At 60.4% G+C, this 13,211-nt stretch carries 13 protein-coding genes; 1 reads left to right on the plus strand and 12 read right to left on the minus strand.

The features are described from left to right. Positions 1–485: 485 nt before the first annotated feature. From QO231_RS17530 to QO231_RS17570, 9 genes are all read right to left on the minus strand, one after another. The gene (locus QO231_RS17530; protein ID WP_316779350.1) at positions 486–1,085 is read right to left on the minus strand and encodes a LysE family translocator; all 600 of its coding nucleotides are present in this window, start codon (positions 1,083–1,085) and stop codon (positions 486–488) included. Positions 1,086–1,112: 27 nt separating this feature from the next. Next, positions 1,113–2,021, minus strand: coding sequence for a DMT family transporter (locus tag QO231_RS17535; protein WP_316779352.1), 909 nt, complete (start codon positions 2,019–2,021; stop codon positions 1,113–1,115). Positions 2,022–2,024: 3 nt separating this feature from the next. Next, positions 2,025–2,912: an NAD(P)-dependent oxidoreductase gene (locus QO231_RS17540; protein WP_316779354.1), complete on the minus strand. Its 888-nt coding sequence runs from the start codon at positions 2,910–2,912 to the stop codon at positions 2,025–2,027. 3 nt (positions 2,913–2,915) lie between these two features. Continuing rightward, the gene (locus QO231_RS17545) at positions 2,916–3,956 is read right to left on the minus strand and encodes a Gfo/Idh/MocA family protein (protein ID WP_316779356.1); all 1,041 of its coding nucleotides are present in this window, start codon (positions 3,954–3,956) and stop codon (positions 2,916–2,918) included. Then, positions 3,953–5,461, minus strand: a complete 1,509-nt coding sequence (locus QO231_RS17550; protein WP_316779727.1) for a UxaA family hydrolase — start codon at positions 5,459–5,461, stop codon at positions 3,953–3,955. The genes QO231_RS17545 and QO231_RS17550 overlap by 4 nt, the downstream gene beginning before the upstream one ends. Positions 5,462–5,494: 33 nt before the next feature. Further along, the gene (locus QO231_RS17555) at positions 5,495–6,439 is read right to left on the minus strand and encodes a phytanoyl-CoA dioxygenase family protein (protein WP_316779358.1); all 945 of its coding nucleotides are present in this window, start codon (positions 6,437–6,439) and stop codon (positions 5,495–5,497) included. A gap of 19 nt (positions 6,440–6,458) precedes the next feature. Next, on the minus strand, positions 6,459–8,045 hold the full coding sequence (locus QO231_RS17560) for a TRAP transporter large permease (protein ID WP_316779361.1): 1,587 nt from the start codon (positions 8,043–8,045) through the stop codon (positions 6,459–6,461). A gap of 30 nt (positions 8,046–8,075) precedes the next feature. Further along, positions 8,076–8,642, minus strand: a complete 567-nt coding sequence (locus QO231_RS17565) for a TRAP transporter small permease subunit (protein WP_316779363.1) — start codon at positions 8,640–8,642, stop codon at positions 8,076–8,078. Between the two features lie 70 nt (positions 8,643–8,712). Beyond that, entirely contained in the window at positions 8,713–9,738 is a 1,026-nt protein-coding gene (locus QO231_RS17570; protein WP_316779364.1) for a TRAP transporter substrate-binding protein, read from the minus strand. 185 nt (positions 9,739–9,923) lie between these two features. On the opposite strand from QO231_RS17570, the gene QO231_RS17575 reads away from it, so the two are divergent. After that, a complete protein-coding gene (locus tag QO231_RS17575) occupies positions 9,924–10,598 on the plus strand; it encodes a GntR family transcriptional regulator (protein WP_316779367.1) in 675 nt (224 codons plus the stop codon). On the opposite strand, the gene denD is transcribed toward QO231_RS17575, so the two are convergent. Genes denD through QO231_RS17590 form a run of 3 tightly spaced genes read right to left on the minus strand, consistent with a single transcriptional unit; the run spans position 10,568 to position 13,211 of the window. After that, a complete protein-coding gene (gene denD / locus QO231_RS17580) occupies positions 10,568–11,542 on the minus strand; it encodes a D-erythronate dehydrogenase (RefSeq protein WP_316779370.1) in 975 nt (324 codons plus the stop codon). The two genes, QO231_RS17575 and denD, sit on opposite strands and share 31 nt — an antisense overlap. Positions 11,543–11,545: 3 nt before the next feature. Next, positions 11,546–12,430 carry an NAD(P)-dependent oxidoreductase gene (locus QO231_RS17585; RefSeq protein ID WP_316779373.1) on the minus strand — a complete coding sequence of 295 codons (885 nt, stop codon included), beginning with the start codon at positions 12,428–12,430 and terminating at the stop codon, positions 11,546–11,548. A 13-nt stretch (positions 12,431–12,443) separates the two neighbouring features. Further along, complete coding sequence (locus QO231_RS17590; protein WP_316779376.1) at positions 12,444–13,211, minus strand: SDR family oxidoreductase; 768 nt, start codon at positions 13,209–13,211, stop codon at positions 12,444–12,446.

Here is a 13,211-nt window from a genome sequence, read left to right on the forward strand (position 1 = left end):
CCCCCGCCGCCCGCGCCTGCTGAACCGCCTTGTCCAAAAGAAAATGAGCACGATTGGCGCCATCACGCTCAATCACATCCTCAATCGCTTCCTGCCATTCCTGAGATTCAACAGGATCAATGTCCTGAACGTGGTCTGTCATGTGCCCTCTCCCTTGCTCCGTGTCTTTCCGGAGTTAGTTTAGAATTAAACTACAGATGGAAATTTCGATCCGATCCGCAGATGGGCCAGCTAGAATGCCCAGCCCGTTAGATTGAAGCGTGCCTATCATTCCGATATTACGTAACGTAGCCCCCTCCACGCATATCCTCTTTGCAACCGGCGCATAGCTGATAGTTTAGCATTGAACTATATTGCCTTCAGCCCGAGATCCGACCATTGTTCCGTTCTGACTGTTGTGTGGTCCTCTAACGACATACAACAATTTTCGGGCCTCGTGTCTATGGTGGTTATTGAAACACGCATCGGGCCAAGTATCAGGTCTTTCATACAGGGCGCACCTGGGCCGCGATTGCAAGCGCCACGACAAGCATCATGGAGAGCGCCATGCCGAGGTTGATCGTTCTGTGCATTCTTTCAGGCAGGTCCAACTGACCGAGCCGGATACCTGCCCAGAGCCACAGGAAATGGATCGGTATCCAGATCGCATTCATGATCAGAAGCTTGATCACCGTTTCCGTGAACAGGTCTGCGGATAGAAATGAAAACCCGCTAAACAGCGTGGTATTGACCGCATAGGCCTTGGGATTGATGATCTGCAGGGCCACGCCGCCGAGAACACCCGGCGGGCGCGACCGACGGATGAAGGCAAGGCGCGATCCGGCAAGGGCAATCCGCGCCGCCAGGTAGAACAGATATGCGATCGACATCAGAAACAGCACCGTTCGCAAGCGCTCATCCGCAAGCAACGTGGCGGCGAGCCCGCTGATGACGGCGGCGGACACCAGGTTCTGCCCGAGAAACAGACCAAACACATAGCGCGTTCCCGCAGCACGGCCAAAGGCCGACCCGACCCCGGCGGTCGACAAAACCCCCGGTCCCGGCGTCACGATCAGAAAAAAGACCGCCGCCGCGAATGTCAGCATGCTGCGTGCGCCATTCCGAAAACCGGCCTATCCGCGGCCATGACGAACCTCCATCCGCTTTTCGCGCCACCAGATCAGCAGCCCTGACACCACGACGATCGCCGCGCCGATCACCGTCCACCGATCTGGCAGGTTGCCAAAGACCGCATAGCCGCTGATCGTGAGGTAGATCATGAAGGAATAGGTATAGGGCATCAACGTGCCTGCAGGCGCGAACCCATGCGCGCGGGTCAGCAATTCATGCCCCAGCCAGCCCCAGAAACCGAGCGCGATCATCAAACCCCATTCAAGGCCTGTCTGCGGCGTTCGCCACGTCATGATCGCAAAGGGCAACAAGGCAAGAGTTCCGACCGCACCCGCGTACAATTGCATGGTCTGTGCCGCTATCTGCCCGGCCAGCCGTCGTGTCAGGATCGAATACAGCGCCATCATGATGGCATTGACGACCGAAAGCAGCGCCGCCGGATGAAACGCTTCGCCAAAGGGACGGATGATCACCATCACCCCGGCAAATCCCATCAGGATCGCAAACCAGCGCCACGGCCCAACCCGTTCGCCAAGCAATGGCATGGACAGCGCGCAGACGATGATCGGTGCCGAGAACAGGATCGCGGATGTGACCGTCAGGGTCAGATAGTTCAAAGCGACGAAATTCAGGACCGTCGAGCCGACCAGGAACACGGCGCGCAGTATCACCAGCCCGATCTGACCGGATCCGAAACGGGACCACGACAGGCCGCCGCCGCCAATCATGATCAGCGAAATCGCAAAGTGACCGACGTAGCGAAAAAAGGCCAGTTGAAAGGCATGGACCCCCCCCACAACCAGCCATTTCACCGAGGTATCGAGCGTCGCAAACAGGAGGTAGGCGACCAGCATCATCACGATGCCCAGTTCGGCGCGGTCCTGCCTGACCTGCGCGCTCAGCCCCGCCATTTGTTACTTTGCAAAGCGTTTGACATAGAAGTCCACCATTTCCGGCACCAACGCGTCTCCCATCCCCTGATCGACGGCAAGCCCCAGAGCCTCTCGCGCACAGTTGGACATGATCGTGGGCGCGCCCAGGTCATCCGCCATCTGGCCATAATACCCGACATCCTTGCGCGCGTTGCGTACCGAGAAGGCGAGGTTGTTGGCATCGCCGTCAACGGCATAGGCCTTGATGAAATCCATCATCCCGGATTTGAGCGGCCCCGCCGACATCACATCGTAAAGATTGCTGCGTTCGACCCCGGCACGATCCGCCATGGCAAAGGCTTCTGCCATCGCGTTCGCGGTCGTCATCGCAAAGAAATTGTTGATGAGCTTGATCGTGTGGCCATTGCCCAACGCGCCGAGATGAAAGACGTTCTCGCCAAGGTCCTGAAACACCGGCTCGACGGTATCAAAGGCGTCCTTGTCACCGGAACACATGATGTTCAGCAACCCGTCCACGGCGTGCGAGGGCGTCCGCCCCAACGGTGCGTCCAGATAGGTTGCCCCCTTTTCCGCCACGGCCGCGCCCAACGCCTTGGTCGAGCCGGGCAGAGACGTGCCGAAATCGACCACGACAGCACCCGGTCGCAGCCCGGCAATCACGCCGTCGTCGCCATGCATCCTGCTTTCGACCGACTCCGACGTCCCCATGCACAGCATCACGACATCCGACACGCTGGCCAGTTCCGCCGCCGTTTTGGCCTCGGTTGCCCCGGCGGCCACCGCAGCGTCAATGCGCGGGCGGGTCACGTTGCCCATGACCGTCAGGTGATAGCCCTTACTCTGCAGTCGCCCGACCATCGCCGCGCCCATGAGGCCAAGGCCGATAAATCCGATATGTGGTTTGCTCATCTCTCACTCTCCATGTTTCTCTGAACTGCGGCCCATCCGTACGGGGTCTTGCACGGCGGTCCCGGCAAGCGCTCGTTCGATCATCAGCGTTTGCTCCAGGCTTTTTCGTCCTTCTTGCGCATCGACAAGCGGGTCGGCCCGACCGGCAATCACGTCGGCAAAGTGCGTCAGCTGCGCAACCAGCGGCAATTCTCCATCGGCCGCGCGCACCGCTGGAGCAGGAGCCTGCGACCAATCGTCTGCGCCACTCCAGATTGTCAGCGACGGAAACTCAACGGCCCCTGCCGTACCTGCGATTCGCAGATTGTCCTGCCCTGTGGTCGCGATATTCGGATTCTCGCCGGTACCGGCTTCGAATGCCCAGGGCGACGGAGTCGCGTCGGAAAAGGCAAGTGTCGCAACACAGCCGCCTTCAAATCCAAGCGTCACGCCGCCACTTTCAAGCCGTTCCCTGCCGCGAACATGGCGGCTGCCAAACCCCGAAACATGGATGATCTCGCCCAAAAGGTACCGCAGCAGATCGACCTCGTGCACCAGATTGATCAAGACGGGCGATCCCTGCGCCCCGGACCGCCATGGTACATCAAAATAGGCGTCCGGCTTTTTCAGCGCCCAGATCAGCGAGGCCAGCACCGGCGCGCCGATCACTCCGCTCTGCAGGACATCTTTCAATGCCGCAACCTTGGGGTGATAGCGACGGTGGTGCCCCACCAATGTCTTGACCCCGGCGGCGTGGGTGGCCGCGACGATGCGATCAGCCTGTTCCATCGTGCCCGCCACCGGCTTTTCAATCAGCATATGCCAACCCCGCGTCGCGGATTGCTCGGCATGGTCTGCATGCAGATCACTTGGAGTGGCCAGAACAATCCCGTCGGCGAGCACGTCAACCGCGTCGATCGAGGCGAAGCCGGGCGCGTCGAACCCCGACCGAACGGCGGCGTCCGGATCGATCACGCCCGCCAGCGTCAGGTGTGGATGCGCGTTGATATGCGCGATGTGGCGGCTGCCGATCAGCCCGCCCCCCGCCACCAGCAGTCGCGTCACATCACCGCCCCGATCTGCCAGGGTACAAATTCATAATCGCCCAGCCCCTGCGCTTCGGATTTGCTCGGCTCACCCGATGCCACACGCAGGATCATGTTGTATATCTCGTGTCCCTTTTGCTCCAGCGTCACCCCTTCGCTCAGCATATCGCCTGCGTTCACGTCCATGTCGTCGGTCATCCGTGTATACATCTCTGTATTGGTCGCCACCTTGATCGTCGGCGCAGGCTTGGACCCAAAGGCCGATCCACGCCCGGTGGTGAACACCACGAGATTGCACCCCCCGGCGATTTGCCCGGTGACGCTCGCCGGATCATAGCCTGGGCTGTCCATGAAGGTGAAACCGCGCGCCGCCACCGGCTCGGCATATTTGAAGACGCCCATCAGCGGGCTGGTGCCCCCTTTGGCCGCCGCACCCAGCGATTTTTCAAGGATCGTGGTCAACCCGCCCTTCTTGTTACCGGGGCTCGGGTTGTTGTCCATGCTGCCCCGGTTGCGGGCAGTGTAGTCCTCCCACCAGCGGATCAGCCCGACCAGCTTGTCGCCTGTTGCGCGATCCACTGCACGCCGGGTCAAAAGGTGTTCGGCACCGTAAATCTCGGGCGTTTCAGCCAGAACCCCGGTGGCCCCCTGTGCCGCGAGCAGGTCGCTTGCATAGCCAAGCGCCGGGTTCGCGGTGATGCCGGACCACGCATCCGATCCGCCGCATTGAAGGGCCACCATCAGCTCGGACGCCGGACAGGGTTCGCGCCGTGCCTCGTTGGCCAGCGGCAGCATCGCGCGCACCTTTTCGATGCCCAAAGCGACGGTGCGCTGCAAACCGGCAACCGATTGGATATTCATCGTCTGGAACAATGGTCCCTGTTTCAGCCCATAGGCTTCGAGCAGCCAGTCGATCTGGTTCATTTCACACCCCAGCCCGACCATAAGAACACCGCCGTGGTTGGGATGGCGCGCATAGCCCCACATCACCCGTTGCAACGCCTCGAACCCTTCGCCATCGCCGCCCATGCCACAGCCCGTGCCATGCACAAAGGCCACGACCCCATCGACATTGGGGTATTGCGCCATCTCTTCGGGGCCAAAGGCATCCGCAATGCGCCGCGCCGCCGTGGCAGAACAATTCACAGATGTCACAACCGCGATGTAGTTGCGCGTTCCAACCCGGCCGCTTTCGCGCCGAAACCCCATGAATGTATCACGCCGATCTTCTGCCACAGGATCGACCGGACGCAGGTCGGTGCCGAATTCATACGCGGTCTCTGTGTTGCGAAAGGCGACGTTATGGGTGTGGACGTGATCCCCCGGCGCGATGTCCTGTGACGCCAGCCCGATGAACTGCGCGTATTTGCGGATTTGTTCACCTTCTGCGATCTGGCGCGTGGCGATCTTGTGGCCCGACGGGATCAACCCTGTGGTCAAGGTCTCTTCGACCGGCACGCCGACTTGCAAGGCATGGGTGGCAGTCACGACGTTGTCGTCAGCATCTAGGCGAATGAAATCTATCATCGATCTTCTTTCTTTGTACCGTGCGGTATCTCAGGCACAGGATGGCGAGTCAGACTGCCAGCGGTGAATGTCGATATGGGGCTGCGTGGCCAGTCGTGCGCGGGCGGCCAGCCACATCTCGCGCCAGACCTTCCAGTCCGCAAGCACAGCCTGCGGTCGTTCGGCCGAGCGCGCGACGAATTCCGGGAAATGCGCCCGCCCCGTGGGTTGCCCGCTGCGATTGTAGCGCAGATCAAACGACCAGCGGATACCGTCGGAAAGGTTGGGCAGCGACGCATGGGGCAACAGCGGATCCAGTACGACAACGCCCCCTGCCCCGACCGGCACCGGCACGGCCCGCGAGTCGTCCAGATGACCATCGGCAATGGCGGTCTGCACCTTTGGGCAATGGGGCAGCATACGGTCATGGCTGCGCGGCATCACTTGCAGACATCCGTTTTCCGGTGTCGCGTCGGTAATCGCGATCCAGATCGTCACCATCTCGGTCTGATCCGCCTCCTCCAGGGCGACGGCCCGGTCCTGATGCCAGTCCGTACCGCCCACATGGGCGCGGATCTCATCCGCTTTCAATTGTGGAACCGGCGGCTTGATGCGCACGTGCTGTATCGGGTTGGATGTGATTTCGGGACCGATCAGGTCCTCGACCAGGTCCAGCAGGCGCGGATTGGTCAGCATCGCAAACACTGCCGGACCAAAGTGCATCGGGGTGTCCGCCGCTATCCGGTCTCCCGGCAGCGAGATATCCATCGGCTGAAACCAGTCACATCCGGCGGCATAGCTGGCAAGCAGACGCGATTCAAATCCTGCCACGCCTGCAGGCACCCACCCCTGCGCAACCCACCCGTCATAGAGATCATCAAGAAGCTGCGCATACTCCTGACGCACCGGGATCAGCACGGTCGATGCGTCAAGCACGTTTTCGACCACGAGATACCCGTCACGGGCAAAACCGTCGCGTTGCAGTTGGGTCAACATGCCTGTGCCTCGTGTCGTGTCACCCTCGGAAGAACATGGTCAACTCGGGAAAGAACAGGATCATCATCAGAACCACAAGCTGGATCGCGATGAACGGCAGGAACCCACGAAAGATATCCGGCAGCGAAATATGCGGCGGCGCGACCGACTTCAGATAGAAGGCCGCTGGGCCAAACGGTGGCGACAGGAACGATACCTGCATGTTCACGCAGAACAGGATGCCGAACCACACGGACAGGAATCGCGGATCTTCGATCAAGGGTGAAAACACACCAATCTCATCAATCGGCAGTTTCAGAACAATGGGCAAAAACACCGGCATGACCAGCAACACGATCCCGACCCAGTCCATGAATGCGCCGAGGAACAGGAAGATGATCATCATCACGGACAGAACGCCCAATGTCGGCAGGTCATATCCGACAATCAGGTTGGCCACATAGGTCGGCCCGCCCGCAATCGTATAGGCCCCGGCGAGCGCGGTCGCACCGAACGTCACCCAGATGATCGTGCCGGTCGATTTGAACGTGCGCATCAGCGCCTCGCGCACCAGCGTCCAGGAAAATTCGCCGCGCATGATGATCAGGACCAGCACTGCGAAGGTGCCCATGCCCGCCGCCTCAGTGATGCCGGTGATGCCGCCATAGATCGACCCCAGCACGACACCCACCACCAGCAGGGGCGCAATCATCCCCTTGCCCACATCCCAGGCGGCAGCGATCCGCGCCGGTTTGACATAGATGAAGATGTAGGCGAGCAGCACCGCGATGATCCCCGCCCGCGTCATCATCTGTGCCGAATTCAGAACCGTGGTATCTTCGTCGACGCGCCCCATGCTGATGATAAAGCCCGACCGGATCAGGGTGATCGTCAGGAACCCGATGGCGATCATTGACAACAGGGTGGACCCATATACCGCCTTTTGCGCGCCCGTCATATCGTCTGGCCCCGGTTCGGGGAGCGGTGCCAGGCTTGGATTGATCCGCGTTCGCACGATGATATAGAGCATATAGCAAGAGGCCAGTATGAACCCCGGTACGAAGGCCCCCTTGAACAGCGCGTGAATCGAAGTTTCAGTGATCAGCCCGTAAAAGATCAGGACAATCGACGGCGGGATCATCGTGCCCAGCGATCCCGAAGCACAGATCGTGCCAATCGCGAGGTTCTGATCATAGCCCAGCCGCAACATCTGCGGCAGCGCGATCAGACCGAGCAGGACGACTTCACCCCCGATGATCCCCGACATCGCCGCCATCACGACCGCCATCACCGAGGTCACCAGGGCGATGCCGCCACGGGTCCGGTTCAACCAGACCGAAAGGGATGTATACATGTCGCGCGCGATGCCGGATCGTTCCAGTAACGTTGCCATGAGGATGAACAGCGGCACCGATATCAACACGTAGTCGGTGGTCAGCCCGTACATACGCTGCGCCAGGATATTCATCGGCCCGGAACCGAAGTTGCTGAACAACAGGTCGGGTCCGAATTTCATCACCATCACGACGACGGCGAGAAATCCCGAGGCAAACCCCAGCGGCATGCCAATGGCCAGCAGGGCCAGCATCCCGACCAGCAGGACCAGTGAAATTGTACCGATATCCATACGTTGTCCCCTGCTGCGTCAGTATAGGCCCTATTGGACCTTGCTCTGCGCGCGCTTCACTTCTTCGATTGCGATGTCGATGTCATCGGTCACGTCATGTGACTCCGGCGGCTTGTTCCAATCGCAGATCAGGTTGGACACCGCCTGGATGGTCACCAGCGTCAACGTGATCAGGATCAGCGGCTTCATCGTCGCCGGAATGGGCGGGTCCCATGCGGTGCCGAACCGCTCCCATCGCATGAACTTGGCATAGGCTTCGCCAAATCCGCCCCAGATCACGGCAAGGCAGAACACGATGATCGCCAGCGTCGACAGGATGTCGAACACGTGGCGCAGCCATTTGGGCGCGATGTCATACAGGATGAAAATGCGAATGTGGCTGCGCTGCTGCATCGCGTAGAGGCCGGAGAACAGATAGACCATTCCGCCCATCCACAACGACGCCTCGTTCACCCACAGCGTTGGCTGCTCGAACACGTACCGCATGATGACTTCGTAGAACATGATGGCGACAATGATGCCCGGAAGGATCATCGCCACCCGGCTGAATCTCCAGGTAAACGCATCCACCCAGCCCGTACGTTCATGTTCAACCATGACAGCCTCGCAAGTTCAGCCGATGAAAAACGGGCGGCCAGTGTTCCGGTCGCCCGCGCAGAGGGAAAGGTTACTCGGACGCCAGGCCCAGTTGCCTGAGATAGCTCAGATGCGCCTCGACGAGGGCCTCTGCCTCGGGTGTCGTCGCGAACTCAGTCCATGTTGCCTGTGCGGCATCGCGGAATTTCTGCTTTTCTTCCGGCGTCCATGCCGATAGGGTCACGCCCGCTTCCAGCAGTTCCGCGGCGGCTTCGGCGTTCTTCTTCTCGAAGGTCAGTGCCGTGCGCAGAGCCAGCGATTCCATTGCGACCGACATGATCCGGCGATGCGATTCAGGCATCGCGTCCCATCTTGCCTTGTTGCAGGCCAGATGGTCGGACGGCATCGAATGGAAGCCCGGATAGTTTGCGTATTTCACCAGATCGTACAGACCCAATCCGACGTTGTTGGCAAGACCTGACGCATCCGCCCCGTCGATGATCCCGGTTTCCAGCGCCGTGAAGATCTCGGTGAAATCCATCACGATCGGCTTGGCACCGAGCTTTTCAAAGATCTTGGTTTCCATGCCCGGGGGCGAGCGGAATTTCCAGTCCTTGAAGTCTTCGACATTGGCAATGGGCTTGGACGAGGCAAAGCTCTCCTGTCCGTAGACCCACCAGCCAACAAGCTGCATATCGTACTTGTTGTAGAGCTCCTGCGCCGCTTCCAGACCACCGCCATAGTAGAGCCAGCTCAGCTGCTGATAGGGCGTGTCATAGCCGCCCATGATGTCACCGACGAACTGGAACGCCGCGTTCTTGCCGGTCTGATAGGCGCCGCCGGTCATGTCGCAGTCCACGATGCCGGTTGCTGCCGCATCAAAGGTTTCGACCGATTTCACCACCGATGACGAATAGAACATCTCAATTTCAATTTCGCCGTTCGACATCGTCTGCACGTTGTCCACGAATTCAGCAGCGAGCTTGCCCGAGACAGTCTCGGGCGCATAGTGCGTCTGAATGCGAAGGCTTGTGGTTTCCGCCGTTGCCGTCATGGCAGTTGCCGACATCAGCGCGGCAACTCCGACGGCACATGCCGCCTTGGTCAAAATCTTCATTACGTCCTCCCAAACAATGTGTCCGGCCTCACGCTGTTCTTGCCCCGCGCTTGGCGACCGTGAAGAAGAGCCTAGCAACCCACCTCCTATGCGGCAAGAAAAAACCTGAAATTCTAGGAATTTTGAGATTATTGCAATTGTTCAAAATTCGTGCTGGGATGTCCGACACCAAACAAGGCCACAGAATGACCAAGCGTGTCGAGACCACGGACATCTACGAAGACCTGCGGGTCAAGCTTACGACCGCGCATTTCGCGCCGGGCGCCAAGCTCAAACCGTCCGATTTGCAGCCGTTGTATGGGCGATCCGCCAACACCGTGCGCGAAGTGCTGTTCCGCCTGTCGACTGTCGGCCTCGTTCTATTCGAGGATCAGCGGGGGTTTCGCGTCCCGCCGTCAGAGCCCCAGAAACAAAACGATCTCACGAGTTTTCGCATTACGCTGGAACAGGAAGGCGCGACGCAGTCGATGCGCAACGGCGGCATCGAATGGGAGGCACGCCTGACCGCCGCGCATCACAAACTCTCCCATATCGAGAACCGAATCGGCGAGGCGGGCGATATTGCCGCGGTTCTCTTCCCCTGGTGCGCAGCGGAATGGGAGTTTCACGAAACGCTGGTTTCCGCCTCGGATTCCCCATTGCTGCGCAGCACCTTTCAATCCGTCTACGATCAGTTCCGCCAGCAACTTGTCACCAATGAGCGCAACTACGGCTACTTTCCCAAGAACGTCGCCGAGCATTCGCGAATCGTGGAGTGCGCGCTTAGCGGTAGCGCAGAAGGTCTCCGACAGGCGATCTACGATCACCTGTCGCGCAACCTGTTGGTCAATCAGGCGGGCGTCATCTCGTCCGCGATATAGGTTCGGATGATCTCGGCAAAATCGGATTCAGCGACAAACCCGAGTTCGCGCGCCCTCGCAGTATCAAAATCACGGGGCCAACCGGCAACAATCTTCGTGATGTTCTCGTCCGGATCTGATCGAATATGCGCCACCGCGTCCGCGCCCGCGACCGCCCGCAGTGCCTCGATCTGTTCAGCAATAGTACAGGACACACCCGGCATGTTCAGGCTCCGCCGCGCGCCGAGCGGATCCAGTTCCATCGTTCCCGCCCGCATCAGGAACCCGACCGCCGACCGGGGTGATGCGTGCAAATGGCGCACCGTGTCCGGCACCGGCAATACCGCATCCAGCCCATTGAGCGGCTCGCGGATGATCCCCGAGAAAAAGCCGGATGCCGCCTTGTTCGGCTTGCCGGGGCGCACACAGATCGTCGGCAGGCGAATCGACACGCCATTGATGAAACCCTTGCGGCTGAAATCCCCGATCATCAACTCGCAGCACGCCTTTTGCGCGCCATACGACGTCAGCGGGGCCGCCAGGAAATCATCCCCGATCTTGTCCGGGAACGGGGCACCGAACACCGCGATCGAAGATGAGAAGACAAGCCGGGGCAGATAGGTTTCACCGCTGTTCACATGTTCGGCCCGTAAGGCAGACAGCAGGTGCCAGGTGGGAAACATGTTCACGTCCCAGCCCTTGTCAAAATCCTGTTCCGCCTCGCCCGACACGATCGCCGCAAGGTGAAAGATCACATCGGGTCTGAGCGCCGCCAACCGTTCCACGGCACCGGGTTCGGTCAGGCTTCCGGTCATCCGCTGCGCTGCCACGGCACCATCGGGCGCAAACCCCACGTCGTGCAGGATCACCTCTGCGGGCTGTCCCTGCCACCCATCCGCTGCCAGATGATGGGCCAGCTTCTGGCCGATCATGCCGCCGCCGCCCAGGATCAATATTCTCGTCATCGGTCACTCCACCTTCAGATTGTTGCGGGCGCAAAGTTCCAGATAGAGGCCCGAATGGTCCTTTTCCGCACCATCCATCTCTTCGCAGAAATGGGCGAAACGATCCCGGATATGCTGCGAGGTCGGCAGCGCGAGGCTCAGGCTAGCGGCCTCGCCCAGCAGGTTGTCCAGATCCTTGAGTTGAATTTTCGACAAGCCACCAGGGGCGAAATTGCGCTCGGTCATCCGCGCGCCATGCTGTTGCAGGATCGTGCTGTCGGCAAAACCACCCTTCAGCGCGTCGCGCACCGCCGCAGGATTCGCACCGCCCTTTTCCAAGAGCAGCATCGCTTCGGCCACCGCTCCGATCGTGATCGCGACAATCGCCTGATTGGCCAGCTTGGACAGTTGCCCCGCCCCTGCCGGGCCCACATGCACCGGACGGCCCATGGCCTCAAAGACCGGCACCGCGCATTCAAACGCGGCTGCATCTCCGCCGACCATGATGGCAAGACTCCCCGCCTCCGCCCCCCTGGTGCCCCCAGACACAGGCGCGTCCAGATGATCGACACCGAGGCTGGCCAGATGATCCTGCTGGGCACGCGCTTCCTCCGGTTTGGTCGAACTCATATCCAGCCACACGGCACCGCGCGCCAATGCCGCCATCACGTCTGCATCGCGGGTCATGGCACCCGTCGCCACCCCGTCGCTCAGCATGGTGATGACAAAATCGGCACCCGTCACTGCCTCGGCCGGGCTTTGGCAACAGGTGGCACCGTCAGACACGAGCGCCTCGGCCTTGGCCGGCGTCCGGTTCCATGCCTGCACCGGAAATCCGGCCCCCAGCAGATTGCGTGCCATCGGCCCGCCCATCAGCCCCGTGCCCAAAACGGCAATTGTCGGTTTCATCCTCATTCTCCCTTCAAATCGACGCGGTCATGCCGCCATCGACAAACAGCGTTTGACCATTCACGAATGACGACCCCGCCCCGGCCAGGAATACCGCCGCCGCCACCAGCTCGTGCACGTCCCCCCAGCGCCCGGCGGGCGTGCGCCGTTCCAGCCATTCGGTAAACGCCGGGTCATCGACCAGCGCCTGGTTCAGAGGTGTCTTGAAATATCCCGGTGCGATCGCATTGCATTGCAATCCGTGCCGCGCCCAGTCGGTCGCCATCCCGCGTGTCAGGTTGCGGATTGCTCCCTTGGTCGCGGTATACGGCGCGATGCCGGGGCGGGCCAACTCGCTCTGGACCGAGGCGATGTTGATGATCTTGCCACGTCCACGCCCGATCATGTGTCTGGCCACCGCCTTGCCCACCAAAAAGGCGCTTGTCACATTGGTGCGCAGCAGTCGGTCCCAGGCCTCTTCCGGAAAGTCCTCGAGCGGCGCGCGATGCTGCATTCCGGCGTTGTTGATCAGGATGTCGATCGAACCGATCTCGTCCTCGATCCGGGAAACACTCTCGGTTACCGCGACACCATCGGTCACGTCAAACGCCGCCTCCGACACGTCAAGACCATCCGCGCGCATCGCCTCTGCAGCCTCACTCAATCGTTCGGCATTTCTGGCATTCAACACCACGCCTGCACCATGTTCAGCCAACCCTCTGGCCAGCGCGCGCCCGATCCCCAGACTGGAGCCGGTGACCAGCGCCCTCTTGCCTGTCAGGTCAAAATATTTCTCCGTCAA

The organism is Sedimentitalea todarodis, assembly GCF_032595355.1.
GTDB classification, from domain to species: Bacteria; Pseudomonadota; Alphaproteobacteria; order Rhodobacterales; family Rhodobacteraceae; genus Sedimentitalea; species Sedimentitalea todarodis.